Source organism: Pseudomonas sp. A-1, from assembly GCF_004801855.1.
Lineage (GTDB): Bacteria > Pseudomonadota > Gammaproteobacteria > Pseudomonadales > Pseudomonadaceae > Geopseudomonas.
In genome coordinates this window covers 1-14,171 of the sequence record NZ_SSTC01000097.1, presented here as the reverse complement: position 1 = coordinate 14,171, position 14,171 = coordinate 1, and the positions used below count along the sequence as shown (strand labels likewise).

General features: G+C 71.5%; 18 protein-coding genes, 1 pseudogene and 1 riboswitch. Of the genes and pseudogenes, 8 read left to right on the top strand and 11 right to left on the bottom strand.

Features of this window, described 5'->3' with window-relative positions:
• The 7 genes from E5198_RS17840 to nrdR form a co-directional block, all read right to left on the bottom strand.
• Window positions 1-537, bottom strand: a 537-nt coding sequence (locus tag E5198_RS17840) for an AIR synthase related protein (RefSeq protein ID WP_256659185.1), incomplete at its 3' end; no start/stop codon positions are given.
• A gap of 10 nt (window positions 538-547) precedes the next feature.
• Window positions 548-970: a transcription antitermination factor NusB gene (gene nusB / locus E5198_RS17835; protein WP_218569069.1), complete on the bottom strand. Its 423-nt coding sequence runs from the start codon at window positions 968-970 to the stop codon at window positions 548-550.
• A 50-nt stretch (window positions 971-1,020) separates the two neighbouring features.
• Window positions 1,021-1,497 carry a 6,7-dimethyl-8-ribityllumazine synthase gene (gene ribE, locus E5198_RS17830; protein ID WP_090306466.1) on the bottom strand — a complete coding sequence of 159 codons (477 nt, stop codon included), beginning with the start codon at window positions 1,495-1,497 and terminating at the stop codon, window positions 1,021-1,023.
• A gap of 65 nt (window positions 1,498-1,562) precedes the next feature.
• Complete coding sequence (gene ribBA, locus E5198_RS17825; protein ID WP_136491301.1) at window positions 1,563-2,654, bottom strand: bifunctional 3,4-dihydroxy-2-butanone-4-phosphate synthase/GTP cyclohydrolase II; 1,092 nt, start codon at window positions 2,652-2,654, stop codon at window positions 1,563-1,565.
• Between the two features lie 36 nt (window positions 2,655-2,690).
• On the bottom strand, window positions 2,691-3,353 hold the full coding sequence (locus E5198_RS17820) for a riboflavin synthase (protein ID WP_136491300.1): 663 nt from the start codon (window positions 3,351-3,353) through the stop codon (window positions 2,691-2,693).
• Window positions 3,354-3,474: 121 nt separating this feature from the next.
• A riboswitch (FMN riboswitch) is annotated at window positions 3,475-3,632 on the bottom strand.
• Between the two features lie 85 nt (window positions 3,633-3,717).
• The gene (gene ribD / locus E5198_RS17815; RefSeq protein ID WP_178084095.1) at window positions 3,718-4,842 is read right to left on the bottom strand and encodes a bifunctional diaminohydroxyphosphoribosylaminopyrimidine deaminase/5-amino-6-(5-phosphoribosylamino)uracil reductase RibD; all 1,125 of its coding nucleotides are present in this window, start codon (window positions 4,840-4,842) and stop codon (window positions 3,718-3,720) included.
• Window positions 4,843-4,846: 4 nt separating this feature from the next.
• Window positions 4,847-5,311: a transcriptional regulator NrdR gene (nrdR, locus tag E5198_RS17810; protein WP_136491299.1), complete on the bottom strand. Its 465-nt coding sequence runs from the start codon at window positions 5,309-5,311 to the stop codon at window positions 4,847-4,849.
• A gap of 111 nt (window positions 5,312-5,422) precedes the next feature.
• Between nrdR and E5198_RS17805 the strand changes: the two genes are divergently transcribed.
• The 3 genes from E5198_RS17805 to trxA all read left to right on the top strand — a co-directional run bounded on the left by E5198_RS17805 (window position 5,423) and on the right by trxA (window position 7,671).
• Complete coding sequence (locus tag E5198_RS17805; protein WP_136491298.1) at window positions 5,423-6,082, top strand: methyltransferase; 660 nt, start codon at window positions 5,423-5,425, stop codon at window positions 6,080-6,082.
• A 63-nt stretch (window positions 6,083-6,145) separates the two neighbouring features.
• Window positions 6,146-6,697, top strand: coding sequence for an RNA 2',3'-cyclic phosphodiesterase (gene thpR / locus E5198_RS17800; RefSeq protein ID WP_136491297.1), 552 nt, complete (start codon window positions 6,146-6,148; stop codon window positions 6,695-6,697).
• Window positions 6,698-6,801: 104 nt separating this feature from the next.
• Window positions 6,802-7,671, top strand: coding sequence for a thioredoxin (trxA, locus tag E5198_RS17795; RefSeq protein ID WP_136491296.1), 870 nt, complete (start codon window positions 6,802-6,804; stop codon window positions 7,669-7,671).
• Here the strand turns inward: trxA and E5198_RS17790 are convergent.
• Window positions 7,665-8,027, bottom strand: coding sequence for a hypothetical protein (locus E5198_RS17790; protein WP_136491295.1), 363 nt, complete (start codon window positions 8,025-8,027; stop codon window positions 7,665-7,667). The genes trxA and E5198_RS17790 overlap by 7 nt on opposite strands.
• A 129-nt stretch (window positions 8,028-8,156) precedes the next feature.
• Between E5198_RS17790 and E5198_RS17785 the strand changes: the two genes are divergently transcribed.
• From E5198_RS17785 to E5198_RS17765, 5 genes are all read left to right on the top strand, one after another.
• Window positions 8,157-8,759: a DUF2796 domain-containing protein gene (locus E5198_RS17785; protein WP_136491294.1), complete on the top strand. Its 603-nt coding sequence runs from the start codon at window positions 8,157-8,159 to the stop codon at window positions 8,757-8,759.
• Window positions 8,760-8,829: 70 nt separating this feature from the next.
• Window positions 8,830-9,534 (top strand): ATP-binding cassette domain-containing protein, encoded by a 705-nt coding sequence (locus E5198_RS17780; protein ID WP_136491293.1) that lies wholly within the window; start codon window positions 8,830-8,832, stop codon window positions 9,532-9,534.
• A 3-nt stretch (window positions 9,535-9,537) separates the two neighbouring features.
• Window positions 9,538-10,800 carry an ABC transporter permease gene (locus tag E5198_RS17775; protein ID WP_136491292.1) on the top strand — a complete coding sequence of 421 codons (1,263 nt, stop codon included), beginning with the start codon at window positions 9,538-9,540 and terminating at the stop codon, window positions 10,798-10,800.
• A gap of 20 nt (window positions 10,801-10,820) precedes the next feature.
• Complete coding sequence (locus tag E5198_RS17770) at window positions 10,821-11,339, top strand: DUF3299 domain-containing protein (RefSeq protein WP_136491291.1); 519 nt, start codon at window positions 10,821-10,823, stop codon at window positions 11,337-11,339.
• Window positions 11,340-11,453: 114 nt separating this feature from the next.
• A complete protein-coding gene (locus E5198_RS17765) occupies window positions 11,454-12,122 on the top strand; it encodes an OmpW family protein (RefSeq protein WP_136491290.1) in 669 nt (222 codons plus the stop codon).
• Window positions 12,123-12,227: 105 nt separating this feature from the next.
• On the opposite strand, the gene E5198_RS17760 is transcribed toward E5198_RS17765, so the two are convergent.
• The 3 genes and pseudogenes from E5198_RS17760 to E5198_RS17750 all read right to left on the bottom strand — a co-directional run.
• Window positions 12,228-13,157, bottom strand: a complete 930-nt coding sequence (locus tag E5198_RS17760) for an NAD-dependent epimerase/dehydratase family protein (protein ID WP_136491289.1) — start codon at window positions 13,155-13,157, stop codon at window positions 12,228-12,230.
• Entirely contained in the window at window positions 13,150-14,034 is an 885-nt protein-coding gene (locus tag E5198_RS17755; protein WP_136491288.1) for a sugar nucleotide-binding protein, read from the bottom strand. The genes E5198_RS17760 and E5198_RS17755 overlap by 8 nt, the downstream gene beginning before the upstream one ends.
• Window positions 14,035-14,053: 19 nt before the next feature.
• Window positions 14,054-14,171: pseudogene (locus E5198_RS17750) on the bottom strand (single-stranded DNA-binding protein); the annotation flags it as partial.

The window sequence follows — 14,171 nt, the reverse complement described above, 5'->3', positions numbered from 1 at the left end:
CTCGCGCTCGCCGAGCACCAGCGGCAGCGCCGCGGCGGCCTCGCCGGTCGGCCCGCCGATGCACACGAGATCCCCCGGGCGCGCGCCCGAGCGCAGCAGGGCCTGCCCGGCCGGCAGGGCGCCGAACACGGTGACGTTGATGTTGAGCGGACCGCGGGTGGTGTCGCCGCCGATCAGGGCCAGTTGGCAGGCGCGCGCCATGGCGTCGAGGCCACGGGCGAAACCCTCCAGCCAGACCGGGTCGGCGGCGGGCAGGGTCAGCGCCAGGGTGAAGCCGAGCGGCGCGGCGCCCATGGCGGCGAGATCGCTGGCGGCGGCGGCCAGCACGCGCTGGGCGAGCAGGAAGGGATCGTGCTGTGCGGGAAAGTGCACCCCGGCGACCTGGGTGTCGGTGGAGACCGCCAGCTGCTCGCCGGGCGGCAGCTGCAGCAGCGCGCAGTCGTCGCCGATGCCGCGCGCCACGCCGGCGGCCGGCGCGGCGCAGGCGGCCGCGGCGAAGAACTGACGGATCAGCGCGAATTCGCCGAGACCGGCCATGGGCGAGGGATCAGCTGCGCTTGCCGCGCACTTCGGCGCCGCGCAGGCGCGGGGCCAGCTTGTCGAGCACGCCGTTGACGAACTTGTGGCCGTCGGTGGCGCCGTAGACCTTGGCCAGCTCGATGCCTTCGTTGATCACCACGCGATAGGGCACGTCGACGCGGTTGCGCAGCTCGTAGGTGGACAGGCGCAGGATCGCCAGCTCGACCGGATCGATTTCCTCCAGCGGGCGGTCGAGGCAGGGCGAGAAGGCCTCGTCCAGCTCGCCCTTCAGGCGCGGCACGCCATGCAGGATCTCGTGGAAGTAGGCGCCGTCGACATCGCTGAAGTCGTTGTCGGTGCGGAACTGCGCTTCGATCTCGTTGAGCGACTGGCCGGCCATCTGCCAGGAGTACAGGGCCTGCAGGGCCAGGCTGCGCGCCTTCTGGCGCATGGCGATCTTGTTCGGCTTGGCGGGCTTGCCTGCCGGCTTGTCGTGCTCGCTCACTTGGCCTCCAGCTGCGCCAGCAGGCTGACCATTTCCAGGGCGGACAGCGCGGCTTCGGCGCCCTTGTTGCCGGCCTTGGTGCCGGAGCGCTCGATGGCCTGCTCGATGGAGTCGACGGTCAGCACGCCGAAGGCGACCGGCACGCCGAACTGCAGGGACACCTGGGCCAGGCCCTTGGTGCACTCGCCGGCGACGTACTCGAAGTGCGGGGTACCGCCGCGGATCACCGCGCCGAGGGCGATGATGGCGTCGAACTCGCCGCGCTGGGCGACCTTCTGGGCGACCAGCGGGATCTCGAAGGCGCCCGGCGCGCGGATGATGGTCAGCTCGCTCTCGCTGACACCGTGACGCACCAGGGCGTCGATGGCGCCCTGCACCAGGCTCTCGACGACGAAGCTGTTGAAGCGGCCGACCACCAGGGCGTAACGGCCTTTGGGGGCGATGAAGGTACCTTCGATGGTCTTCAGGGTCATGGGACGGATTCCAGATAAAGAGCCGGGGCGCCAGTGCGCCCCGAGAGGATGTGCGTTGATCGCGTTCAGTCGCAGGTCACGTATTCTACAACTTCCAGATCGAAGCCGGATATCGCGTTGAACTTCACCGGCGAGCTGAGCAGGCGCATCTTGCGTACGCCCAGGTCGCGGAGGATCTGCGAGCCGGCGCCGACGGTGCTGTAGGTGGTCGGCTCGGCCGGCTTGGCCTCGCCGAGCTGCTGCTCGACCAGCTCGAGCAGCTCGTTGCCGCTGATCGCGTGGTTGAGCAGCAGGACCACGCCGCTGCCCTGCTCGGCGACCGTCTGCATGGCCGCGCGCAGGCTCCAGCGCCCCGGGCGCTTGACGCACAGCAGGTCGCGCAGCGGGTCCATGTTGTGCACGCGCACCAGGGTCGGCTCGTCGGCCTTGATCTCGCCCTTGAGCAGCGCCAGGTGCACCTGGCCCTCGACCTCGTCGCGGTAGGTGATCAGCTTGAACTGGCCCAGCTCGCTGTCCAGCGCCCGCTCGGAGACGCGCTCGACGGTGCGCTCGTGGACCAGGCGGTAGTGGATCAGGTCGGCGATGGTGCCGATCCTGATGCCGTGCTCGGCGGCGAACTTCTCCAGCTCCGGGCGACGGGCCATGCTGCCGTCGTCGTTCATGATCTCGCAGATCACCCCGCTGGCGCCGAAGCCGGCCATGCGCGCCAGGTCGCAGGCCGCCTCGGTGTGGCCGGCGCGCGCCAGCACGCCGCCGGGCTGGGCCATCAGCGGGAAGATGTGGCCGGGGCTGACGATGTCCTCGGCCTTGGCGTCGCGGGCGGCGGCGGCCTGCACGGTGCGCGCGCGGTCGGCGGCGGAGATGCCGGTGGTCACCCCCTCGGCGGCCTCGATGGACACGGTGAACTTGGTGCCGAAGCCCGAGCCGTTGCGCTGCACCATCAGCGGCAGGCCGAGGCGCTCGCAGCGCGCGCGGTCCATCGGCATGCAGATCAGGCCGCGGGCGTGCTTGGCCATGAAGTTGATGTCCTCGGCGCGCACGCATTCGGCGGCCATGATCAGGTCGCCCTCGTTCTCGCGGTCCTCGTCATCCATGAGGATGACCATCTTGCCCTGGCGGATGTCTTCGATCAGATCGGCGATGTTGTCGAGTGCCACGGGCACCCCCTTGTCAATGCTGTGGTGGAAGGGCTCTCAGCCCTTGAGGAAGCCGTGTTCGGCGAGGAATGCCTCGGTGATGCCGGCGGCGGCCGGCTCGGCGGCCTTGTCGCCGAGCAGCAGACGCTCCAGGTAGCGCGCCAGCAGGTCGACCTCGAGGTTGACCCGGCGCCCGGCCTGGTAGTCGGCCATGATGGTTTCCTGCAGGGTGTGCGGCACGATGGTCAGCTCGAACTCGGCGCCATCCACCGCGTTGACCGTCAGGCTCACGCCGTCGACGGTGATCGAGCCCTTGAGGGCGATGTACCTGGCCAGCTCGCGCGGCGCACGCACGCGGAACTGGATGGCGCGGGCGTTATCGGCGCGCGAGACGATCTCGCCGACGCCGTCGACGTGGCCGCTGACCAGATGGCCGCCGAGGCGGGTGGTCGGGGTCAGCGCCTTCTCCAGGTTGACCCGGCTGCCGACCTTGAGGTCGACGAAGGCGGTGCGGGTGATGGTCTCGCGGCTGACGTCGGCCCAGAAGCCGTCGCCGGGCAGTTCCACCGCAGTCAGGCAGGTGCCGTTGACCGCGATGCTGTCGCCGAGCTTGACGTCGGCAAGATCGAGCTTGCCGGTGGCGACGTAGACGCGCACGTCGCCGCCCTTGGGGGTCATGGCGCGGATGCTGCCGATGGCTTCGATGATTCCGGTGAACATCAGGCCTCCCGCACCGCGCTGGGGGTATTCGCTTGCATGGTCGAACTCCTGTTTTGGTCAAAACAGGGCGCTGGACAGAAAGGGATCGCGCGGGTGCGGCCTAGCCGCCCCGTGGCAGGAATCCCGCTCTCTCTCATCCGGACTGTCACCGTCGGCTCCGGAATCGCACCGGATCTGCTGACCCTGCCGTCCCCGGTCGGGGCAAGGCAGGCGCTCGCGGGCTGGGCGCTGCGCGCCATCACCGCCGGTGGGGAATTGCACCCCGCCCTGAGAACGTCGCGGCCGTTGGCGGCCGCGCGGGACTTTGTACCACATTTTCGCCGCGGCGGAGCACGTCTGGATCGGGGATGACGCCGGCTGGCGATCAGGCCGGCACCGCGATGATCCGCCAGTCGCGGCCCACCGCGCGGATGTCGCGGATGGCCAGCTGCGGCGCCTCGGCCATGCGCTCCAGCGGCCAGTCGAGCAGCGGCCGGGCGCCGGAGCCGAGCAGCTGCGGCGCCATGAATATCTGGTACTCGTCGACCAGCCCTTCGCGGGCGAAGGCGCCGGCCAGGCGCGGGCCGGCCTCGACCAGCACCTCGTTGGCACCGGCGGCGGCCAGCTCGGCGAGCAGCAGGCGCAGGTCGACGTGGCCGTCACCGCGCGGCAGGCGCAGCAGCGCATGGCCGGCGGCGCGGTATTCGTCGGCGCGGCCGTCGTCGTCGCAGCAGGCCACCATCGCCGGGCCGGCCTGGAAGAAGGCGGCGGACAGCGGCACGCGCAGCTGGCCGTCGATCAGTACGCGCAGCGGCGGCCGGGCGGCGGCCAGCGCCGCCTGCTCGGCGTCCACCTCCAGTTCGTCGGGACGCACGGTGAGGCGCGCGTTGTCGGCCAGCACGGTGTCGGCGCCGCTGATGATCACGCTGGAGCGCGCGCGCAGGCGCTGCACCGCGGCGCGGGCGGGCGCGCCGGTGATCCACTGGCTCTCGCCGCTGGCCATGGCGGTGCGGCCGTCCAGGCTCATCGCCAGCTTGACCCGCACCAGCGGCAGGCCCTGCTCCATGCGCCTGACGAAGCCGGCATTCAGATCGCGGGCCTCCTGCTCGAGCACGCCGCTGGCCACCTCGATGCCGGCCGCGCGCAGCAGCGCCAGGCCGCGCCCGCCCACCAGCGGATTGGGGTCCTGCATGGCCGCCACCACGCGGCCGACGCCGGCCCTGACCAGCGCCGCGGCGCACGGCGGAGTGCGCCCGTGGTGACTGCACGGCTCGAGGGTGACGTAGGCGGTGGCGCCGCGCGCGCGCTCGCCGGCCTGGCGCAGGGCGTGCACTTCGGCGTGCGGCTCGCCGGCGCGCACATGCCAGCCTTCGCCGACGATCTCGCCGCCGGCGGCGACTATCACGCAGCCGACGCGCGGGTTGGGATGGGTGGAGAACAGGCCACGGCGCGCCAGCTCGAGCGCGCGCGCCATGTAGGCCTGGTCGCAGGCCCTTGCAGCATCTTGCATGGAATCAACCCTTGCTGGGTTCGCGGGACAGGCGCTCGATTTCCTCGCGGAACTGGTCGAGGTCCTGGAAGTGGCGGTAGACCGAGGCGAAGCGGATGTAGGCCACCTCGTCGAGGCGGCGCAGCTCGTCCATCACCAGTTCGCCGACCACCCGCGACCTGACCTCACGCTCGCCGGTGGCGCGCAGCTTGTGCTTGATGTGGGCGATCGCCTCCTCGAGGCGCTCGACGCTGACCGGGCGCTTCTCCAGCGCGCGCTGCATGCCGGCGCGCAGCTTGTCCTCGTCGAACGGCTGGCGGGTGCCGTCGGACTTGATCAGCCGCGGCATCACCAGCTCGGCGGTCTCGAAGGTGGTGAAGCGCTCCTGGCAGGCCAGGCACTCGCGACGTCGGCGCACCTGCTGGCCCTCGGCGACCAGTCGCGAGTCGATGACCTTGGTGTCGTGGGCGCCGCAGAAGGGACAGTGCATGGTGGTTCGGCCAGCGGATGGATGTGGCGGTCATGGTAACCGATGGCATCGCCAAGACAAGCCGCCGCCGGCGGGTTATAAGGGCGCCCGACCAACCGCCCGGAGCCGCCCATGCCCGTCCCGCCCGCCGAACTGCTCGACCCGCTGCGCGCCCTGCTCGGCGCCGCGCGCCTCACCGCCACCCCGCTGCCGGGCAGCGATCTGCGCCTGTGGCTGATCGACCCCGCCAACATGGACCGCCCCTTCGACGCCGAGGAGACCCGGCTCATCCTCGAGGAGCCGCCGTACTGGTGCTTCTGCTGGGCGAGCGGCCTGGCGCTGGCGCGCTGGCTGGCCGAACGGCCGGAGTGGGTGCGTGGCCGGCGCGTACTCGACTTCGGCGCCGGCTCCGGCGTGGCCGGCATCGCCGCGGCGCGGGCCGGCGCCGCCGAGGTGGTGGCCTGCGACCTCGACCCGCTGGCGCTGGCTGCCTGCCGCGCCAACGCGGCGCTGAACGGCGTGGAACTGGGCTACTCGACGGACTTCTTCGCCGAGGCGGACCGCTTCGACCTGATCCTGGTCGCCGACGTGCTCTACGACCGCGCCAACCTGCCGCTGCTGGACGCCTTCCTGTCGCGCGGCCGCGAGGCGCTGGTCGCCGACTCGCGGGTGCGCGACTTCCAGCATCCGCTGTACCGGCGCCTGGCGGTGCTGGACGCCTGCACCCTGCCGGATCTCGCCGAGCCCCACGAATTCCGCAAGGTCAGCCTGTATCACGCGCAGCGCGGCTGAACGGCGGGCGCATCGCACCAGGCAGGGCGATACTTCAGGAGATCGACTCCCGGGAGCGCCGCCATGCCGACCGACACCCTGCGCCTGTTCTTCGCCCTGCCCTGCCCGCGCGACACTGCCGAGGCCATCTGCACCTGGCGCGACGGTCTGGGCCTGGGCGGCAAGCCGGTGGCGGCGGAGAACCTGCACCTGACCCTGGCCTTCCTCGGCCAGCAGCCGAGCGCACGCCTGGAGGAACTGCAGCTGCTCGCCGCCGCCATCGAGGCGCCTCCCTTCGAGCTGCGCCTCGACCGTCTCGGCGGTGGCCGCCAGGGCCTGCTGTGGCTGGAGCCGAGCCGGATGCCCGATGAGCTGGCGGCGCTGGCCGGCGAGCTGCAGCAGCGCCTGCTGGCCAGCGGCATCGCCCTCGACACCCGGCCGCTGCGCGCCCACCTGACCCTGGTGCGGCATGCCGGCGCCCGCCCGCGCGAGGCGCACCCCGACTTCGCCTGGCCGGTCGAGCGCTTCGTCCTCTACGCCTCGGAGAACACGCCGCGCGGCGTGCGCTACCTCGGGCTGGGCAACTGGCCGCTGGTGCCCGGGCTGCGACTGCCGCGCTTCCGGCCGCCGCACTGAGCCGCACCGCGCCCCCGCCCTTGCTTCCCGCCGCGCGCGCCCCCACTTACCATGCACGCACTTTTCCCGTGCCTGCGCGGCAGGCACCCGCTGCGAGAGTCCCGATGAGCGCAACCCCGTACATCTTCGACGTCACCACCGCCAGCTTCGAGCAGCTGGTGATCGAAAACTCCTTCCACAAGCCGGTGCTGGTGGACTTCTGGGCCGAGTGGTGCGCGCCGTGCAAGGCGCTGATGCCGCTGCTGGCGAAGATCGCCGAGGGCTACCAGGGCGAGCTGCTGCTGGCCAAGGTCAACTGCGACGTCGAGCAGGACATCGTCATGCGCTTCGGCATCCGCAGCCTGCCCACCGTGGTGCTGTTCAAGGATGGCCAGCCGGTCGACGGCTTCGCCGGCGCCCAGCCGGAATCGGCGATCCGCGCCATGCTCGAGCCGCACGTGCAGGAGCCGGCCGCGCCGCAGGCCGACCTGCTGGACAGCGCCCGCGCCCAGTACGCCGCCGGGCAGATCGCCGCCGCCGAACAGCTGCTGCAGCAGCTGCTCACCGAGGACAACCAGAACGCCGCGGCGCTGATCCTCTACGCACGCTGCCTGGCCGAGCGCGGCGCGCTGGACGAGGCGCAGGCGGTGCTGGATGCGGTCAAGGGCGACGAGCACAGGCAGGAGCTGGCCGGCGCCCGCGCCCAGCTGACCTTCCTGCGCCAGGTCGCCAGCCTGCCCGAGGCCGCCGAGCTGAAGAGCCGCCTGGCCCAGGACGCCGGCGACGACGAGGCGGCCTTCCAGCTGGCCATCCACCAGCTCGCCCGCCAGCAGTACGAAACCGCCCTGGACGGCCTGCTGCGCCTGTTCATGCGCAACCGCGACTATGGCGACGACCTGCCGCGCAAGACCCTGGTGCAGGTGTTCGACCTGCTCGGCAACGAGCACCCGCTGGTGATCAGCTACCGCCGCAAGCTGTACCAGGCCCTCTACTGATCGGCCACCGCGCCGGTCCAGCGGTACACCGGCGCATCGCCAGCGGCTTCGACCGCCACCTGCGGGCAGTGGCGCAGGCGCACCAGCAGGCGCTTGCCCGCCTCCTCGCCGCCGGCCAGGGCGCTCAGTTCGGCGAACAGCTGCGGCCCGTCCAGCGCACCGGCGCGGCGCAGCAGCTCCTGGGCCAGCGCCCACAGCCGGTCGCCGGCGGTGGCCGGAGCAGTTGCGGGCGCGCCGGCCGGGGGCGCCTCGTCCGCCACTGCCGGCAGCCCCCCACGCAACTGCGCCCATTCCGCACCGTCCAGCTCGACCGTCAGATCCACCGCCCAGTCGCCGACCCGCCCGTGAATTCGCATCGCCCGCCTCCTCATGCCGATGGCGGCATGCTCCCATGCCGGCCCGTCCCCGCCAAGCGGCGCTGGCCCGCCAGGCGCAAAACTTGTTATAACGTAACTAAACCCATTTCCGGCCAACGGAGCCCTGCCATGCACCTGCTGCTGATCCTGCCTCTCCTCCTGTCGCCCCTGGCCGTCGCCGGCGAGCACGAGCATGCCCACGCGCAGGCCAGTCTGGGCCGCCACGAGCACGGCGTCGGCGAACTGGACGTGGCGCTGGAGGGCGGCGTCCTCGAACTCGAGCTGCGCAGTCCGGCGGCCAACCTGCTGGGCTTCGAGCATGCCCCGCGCAGCGCCGAGGAGCACCGCCAGGTCGCCCGCCTGCGGGAGCAACTGGGCCAGGCGCAGGCCCTGTTCGACCTGCCCGCTGCGGCCGACTGCCGGCTGACCGCGCAGCAGCTGGACAGCCCGCTGTTCGCCGCCACGGATCATGCGCACGACGAGCACGACGAGCACGACGAGCACGACGAGCACGACGAGCACGACGAGCACGACGAGCATGGCGACGCGCACAGCGAAGTCCATGCCCGCTACCGCTTCGACTGCCGCGCGCCCGCGGCCCTCGACGCCCTCGACGCGGCCCCGCTGTTCCGTGCATTCCCCGCCACCATCCGGCTACAGGTGCAGCTGATCGGTCCGCGCGGCCAGCAGGGCGGCGAGCTGCGCGCCGGCGCCAGCCGCCTGGCGCTGTGAGCGGCCAGCGCTTGACCGCAGCGACCCGCGCCGGTAAGCAGTCCGCTCCGCCCGCCATCTTCGGCCCCCGATGAATCCTGCGCTGATCGACATCACCGACCTCGGCTTCGCCTGGCCCGGCCAGGCCGAGCTGCTGGACATCCCGGCCTTCCGCCTGGAGGCCGGCGAACGCCTGTTCCTGCACGGCCCGAGCGGCAGCGGCAAGACCACCCTGCTCGGCCTGCTCGGCGGCGTGCAGCTGCCGCAGCGCGGCAGCTTGCGCCTGCTCGGCGAGGATCTGGCACGCCTGTCGGCCGGCGCCCGCGACCGCTTCCGCGTCGACCACAGCGGCTACATCTTCCAGCAGTTCAACCTGCTGCCCTTCCTTTCGGTGCGCGACAACGTCGCCCTGCCCTGCCGCTTCTCCGCTCTGCGCGCCGAACGCACCCGCCGCCGCCACGGCAGCGTGGCCGCCGCCGTCGCCGGCCTGCTCGAGCATCTGGGCCTCGACGCCACGCTGCACGGCCGCCGCGCCGACCAGCTGTCGATCGGCCAGCAGCAGCGGGTGGCCGCCGCCCGTGCGCTGATCGGTCAGCCGGAGCTGGTGATCGCCGACGAACCGACCTCGGCGCTGGACGCCGACGCCCGCGCGGCCTTCCTCGCGCTGCTGTTCGCCGAATGCCGCGCCGCCGACGCCAGCCTGCTGTTCGTCAGCCACGACCGCAGCCTGGCACCGCTGTTCGACCGCGAGCTGGCGCTCGGCCAGCTCAACCGCGCCAGCCACAGGGAGGACTGAGCCATGCACCTGCTGCGCCTGGCCCTGGCCAGTCTGGCCAACCGCCGCGCCACCGCCCTGCTCACCGTACTGGTGATCGCCCTGTCGGTGGGCCTGCTGCTCGCCGTCGAGCGGGTGCGCACGGAAACCCGCAGCAGCTTCGCCGCGACCATCAGCGGCACCGACCTGATCGTCGGCGCCCGCTCCGGCTCGGTGAACCTGCTGCTCTACTCGGTGTTCCGCATCGGCAACGCCACCAACAACATCCGCTGGGACAGCTACCAGCAGATCGCCGCGCTGCCGCGGGTCAAGTGGGCCATCCCGCTGTCGCTGGGCGACTCGCACCGCGGCTACCGGGTGCTCGGCACCACGACCGACTACTTCACGCATTACCGCTACGGCCAGGACCGCGCCCTGCAGCTGGCCGCGGGCCGGCCGTTCGCCGACCTGTTCGAGGTGGTGCTCGGCGCCGAGGTGGCGCGCGCCCTCGGCTACCGGCTCGGCGACGAGATCGTGCTGGCCCACGGCGTCGGCGCGATCAGCCTGACCCGCCACGACGACAAGCCGTTCCGGGTGACCGGCATCCTGACGCGCACCGGCACCCCGGTGGATCGCACCCTGCACATCTCCCTGGCCGGCATGGAGGCGCTGCACGTCGACTGGCAGGGCGGCATGCCGGCGCGCGGTGCGGCGCGCATCGACGCCGAGCAGGCGCGCCGGCTCGACCTCAGGCCCCAGGCGATCACCGCCGTGCTGCTCGGCCTCGACAACCGCATCGCCACCTTCGCCGTGCAGCGGGCGCTCAACGAGTATCGCGGCGAGCCGCTGCTGGCGATCCTGCCCGGAGTCGCCCTGCAGGAGCTATGGAGCCTGATGGGCACCGCCGAGCAGGCGCTGCTGGCGGTGTCGGCCTGCGTGGTGCTGGTCGGCCTGGTCGGCATGCTCACCGCGCTGCTGGCCAGCCTCAACGAGCGCCGCCGCGAGATGGCCATCCTGCGTTCGGTCGGCGCCCGCCCCTGGCAGATCGCCGCCCTGCTGCTGGCCGAGGCCCTGGTGCTGACCCTGGCGGGCCTGCTGCTCGGCCTGGCCCTGCTGTACCTGGCCATCGCCCTCGGCCAGGACTTCCTGCAGGCGCGCCACGGCCTGTTCCTGCCCCTCGCCGCCCCGAGCCAGCGCGAGTGGCTGCTGCTCGCCGCCAGCCTAGCCGCCGCCCTGCTGCTCGGCCTGCTGCCGGCCTGGCGCGCCTACCGGCAGTCGCTGGTCGACGGCCTGAGCATCCGTCTGTGACCCTCACCTGGAGCCCCGCCATGCTGCGCGCGCTGCTGCTGTCCCTGGCCCTGCTGGCCCCCCCGCTGCTGGCCGAGCCGCTGCGCACCCTGAGCTGGCAGGAGCTGATCCCCGAAGGCGCGCCGCCGCCCCCGCCGCCCCAGGCCTTCCACGACCTGTCGCAGCTGGCCGACGCGCTGGCGGCGGAAAGCGGCCCGGCCGCCGTCCAGCAGTCGCCAGCCGCCCCGGTGGCCGAGGCGCTGGACGGCCAGCGGGTGCGCATCCCCGGCTACGTGGTGACGCTGGACCTCGACGAGGCCGGCCGGGTGCGCGAGTTCCTCCTGGTGCCCTGGTTCGGTGCCTGCATCCACGTGCCGCCGCCGCCCTCCAACCAGATCGTCCACGTGCGCACCACCCAGGAGCTGGCACTCGACGACCTCTGGCAGCCGTTCTGGATCGAGGGAACGCTGCGCGTCGCGCACAGCAGCAGCGAGCTGGCCGAGGCCGGCTACCAGCTGCAGGCCGAGCGCATCCGCCCGTATGAACTGCCGCAAGAATGAGGCAACGCGTTGATATTCCTGTAGACCATTGTTGAGCTGGATCAACGCAGCCACTGCTGGCCGGCCGCTAGCATAGGCACCAGTCGATACAGAACATCTGGATGGAGTTCTCCCATGATCCGCAAGACTCTCACCGCTTCCCTGCTGGCCCTGGCCGTCGCTGCTCCCTTTGCCCAGGCTTTCGAGGCTGGTGACATCATCGCCCGCGCTGGTGCCATCACCGTCGACCCGAACGAAGACAGCTCTGCTGTGAAGCTGAATGGAGCTCCGCTCGGTGGTCAGGCCACTCTGGACAGCGACACCCAGCTGGGCCTGAACTTCGTCTACATGGTCACCGACAAGGTCGGCATCGAGCTGCTGGCCGCCACTCCGTTCGAACACAGCGTAGGCCTGAAAGGTCTGGGTGGTCTCGATGGCAGCTTCGCCGACGTCAAGCACCTGCCGCCGACCCTCAGCGCCGTCTACTACCCGCTGGACAGCAAGTCCACCGTGCAGCCCTATGTCGGCCTGGGCATCAACTACACCACCTTCTTCGACGAAGACCTGAACAGCACTCGTACCGGCCAAGGCTTCAGCAACCTCGAGCTGGACGACTCCTGGGGCCTGGCAGCCCAGGTCGGCGCCGACTTCATGCTGAGCGACAACATCATGCTCAACGCCCAGCTGCGCTGGATCGACATCGACACCGAAGCCACTGCCGATCTGGCAGGTGCTGGCAAGGTCAGCGTCGACGTCGACATCGACCCGTGGGTCTACATGGTCGGCCTCGGCTACAAGTTCTGATCCCGTCACCCCAGCGGCGATAGAAACGACAAAGGCACCGCAAGGTGCCTTTGTCGTTTCTGCCATCCCGCCCACCCGCTGCAACAGGCGCCGGACAACACCAGCTCAGCGGCCGAGCAGCCGCGCCAGCCCGTCGCGCAGCGGCGTCGGCTCGGGGAAGACGAAGCGCGCCAGCAGGCGCCGGTTGTCCGCCCGCGAGTGGCGGATATCGCCTGCACGCGCCTCGCCATGGGTCACCGGCGGCAGGTTACCGAGGATGTCCGCCAGCGCCGCCAGCAGCTGGTTGAGGCTGGTGGCGCGATCGAGGCCGACGTTCACCGCCCCCGCCTCCACCTGCGGCGCCTCCAGCGCCTGCACCAGCAGCGTCACCAGGTCGGCAACGTAGACGAAGTCGCGGGTCTGCTCGCCGTCGCCGAACACGCTGATCGGCAGGCCGGCCAGCGCGCGCTCGGCGAAGATGCTGATCACCCCGGAATACGGCGAGGACGGATCCTGGCGCGGGCCGAAGATGTTGAAGAAGCGGAAGATCGCCGGTTCCAGGCCATGCTGGCGGCGGTAGAAGTCGAGGTAATGCTCGCTGGCCAGCTTGTCCGCGGCGTAGGGGGTCAGCGGCGCCTTGGGGGTGTCCTCGTCGATGGCCGTGCCTTCGCCGTTCTGCCCGTACACCGCCGCGCTGGAGGCGAACAGCACCCGGCGCACGCCCTGCTCGCGCATGGCCTCGCACAGGTTGAGGGTGCCGATGAAGTTGCTCTGGTGGGTGCCGACCGGATCGTCCACCGAGGCCTGCACCGAGGCCACCGCCGCCAGGTGGGCCACCGCGGTGCAACCAGCCAGCGCCGCCTGCACCGCCCCGATGTCGGCCACGTCGCCCTCGATCAGCTCGAGGCGCGGGTTGTCCAGCGGCAGGTTGGCGCGCTTGCCGGTGGACAGGTTGTCCAGCACGCGCACGCGGTGGCCGCGCGCCAGCAGGGCATCGGCCAGGTGCGAGCCGATGAAGCCGGCGCCGCCGGTGACCAGGATCAGGGTATCAGACATGACGGTAGTAGCGGTCCACGACGGCCGGCAGGGCGGCGCGCCAGGCGCGCGGCTTGATGCCGAAGGTGTTGAGGATCTTCCGGCAGGCGAGCACCGCATGCTGCGGTTCTTCCGGCGCGTCGGGACGCTCGGCGTGGGCCTGCGGGGTGAAGTCCTGGGGGATGTCCGGGCGATGGCGGCGCGCCTCGGCCAGGGTGGCCTGGCCCATGGCCAGGCTGGTGGTCGCCTCGATGCCGCCATAGTGGTAGGTGCCCCACAGCGGCGCATTGCAGTCGAGCTGCTTGAGCACCGCGAGGATCACCCGCGCGGCGTCGTCCACCGGGGTCGGGTTGCCGCGTCGGTCGTCGGCGAGGCACAGCGGCTCGCCGCTCTCCGCCCACCGGAGCAGGCGGCCCATGCGCCCCTCCGGACTCTCGTCGAGCAGCCAGCCGAAACGCAGCAGGATGTGCCGCGGGCAGATGGCCCGCACGCTCTGCTCGAAGCGCCATAGCGCCTGGCCGCGCAGGCTCAGCGGGTGGATGTCGTCCTTCTCGCTGTAGGCGGTGGCGCGGGCGCCGTCGAACACCTTGTAGCTGGACGGCTGCAGCAGGACGATCTCGTGGTGCAGGCACAGCTCGGCCAGGCGGTCGATGGCGCGCTCCTGGACGAACAGCCGTTCGGCCTCGATCTGCTCGGCCTGGAACCAGTCGTGGTAGTAGGCCAAGTTGACCAGCGCGTCCGGGCGCTGCTCGTCGAGCAGCACGGTCAGGCTGGCCGGGTCCCAGCCCTGCGGCGGCGGCACCGGGGCGAGGAACTCGACGTTCTCTTCAGCCCCCTGGCGCAGCAGCGCCTGTCCCAGGGCATTACCGCCGCCCAGCAGCATCAGGCGCATGCGCATGGTGATGGACTGCCTCGGCTCAGAACGGGATATCGTCGTCGAAGCTGTCGTAGTCCGGCGCCGGCTGGGCGGCCGGCTGCTGCGGGGCCGGACGCGACTCGCGCGGCGCCTGCTGCTGCGGCTCGCGCTGCGGGCGC

Excerpts from the sequence above, each read along its gene's own strand:
- thpR (WP_136491297.1), top strand. The coding sequence starts at position 6,146 with ATGCCGACCGACACCCTGCGCCTGTTCTTCGCCCTGCCCTGCCCGCGC.
- E5198_RS17790 (WP_136491295.1), bottom strand. The coding sequence starts at position 8,027 with ATGCGAATTCACGGGCGGGTCGGCGACTGGGCGGTGGATCTGACGGTC.
- trxA (WP_136491296.1), top strand. The coding sequence starts at position 6,802 with ATGAGCGCAACCCCGTACATCTTCGACGTCACCACCGCCAGCTTCGAG.
- E5198_RS17805 (WP_136491298.1), top strand. The coding sequence starts at position 5,423 with ATGCCCGTCCCGCCCGCCGAACTGCTCGACCCGCTGCGCGCCCTGCTC.
- E5198_RS17775 (WP_136491292.1), top strand. The coding sequence starts at position 9,538 with ATGCACCTGCTGCGCCTGGCCCTGGCCAGTCTGGCCAACCGCCGCGCC.
- nrdR (WP_136491299.1), bottom strand. The coding sequence starts at position 5,311 with ATGCACTGTCCCTTCTGCGGCGCCCACGACACCAAGGTCATCGACTCG.
- E5198_RS17780 (WP_136491293.1), top strand. The coding sequence starts at position 8,830 with ATGAATCCTGCGCTGATCGACATCACCGACCTCGGCTTCGCCTGGCCC.
- E5198_RS17820 (WP_136491300.1), bottom strand. The coding sequence starts at position 3,353 with ATGTTCACCGGAATCATCGAAGCCATCGGCAGCATCCGCGCCATGACC.
- E5198_RS17765 (WP_136491290.1), top strand. The coding sequence starts at position 11,454 with ATGATCCGCAAGACTCTCACCGCTTCCCTGCTGGCCCTGGCCGTCGCT.
- ribD (WP_178084095.1), bottom strand. The coding sequence starts at position 4,842 with ATGCAAGATGCTGCAAGGGCCTGCGACCAGGCCTACATGGCGCGCGCG.
- nusB (WP_218569069.1), bottom strand. The coding sequence starts at position 970 with ATGCGCCAGAAGGCGCGCAGCCTGGCCCTGCAGGCCCTGTACTCCTGG.
- E5198_RS17760 (WP_136491289.1), bottom strand. The coding sequence starts at position 13,157 with ATGTCTGATACCCTGATCCTGGTCACCGGCGGCGCCGGCTTCATCGGC.
- ribE (WP_090306466.1), bottom strand. The coding sequence starts at position 1,497 with ATGACCCTGAAGACCATCGAAGGTACCTTCATCGCCCCCAAAGGCCGT.
- E5198_RS17785 (WP_136491294.1), top strand. The coding sequence starts at position 8,157 with ATGCACCTGCTGCTGATCCTGCCTCTCCTCCTGTCGCCCCTGGCCGTC.
- E5198_RS17770 (WP_136491291.1), top strand. The coding sequence starts at position 10,821 with ATGCTGCGCGCGCTGCTGCTGTCCCTGGCCCTGCTGGCCCCCCCGCTG.
- E5198_RS17755 (WP_136491288.1), bottom strand. The coding sequence starts at position 14,034 with ATGCGCATGCGCCTGATGCTGCTGGGCGGCGGTAATGCCCTGGGACAG.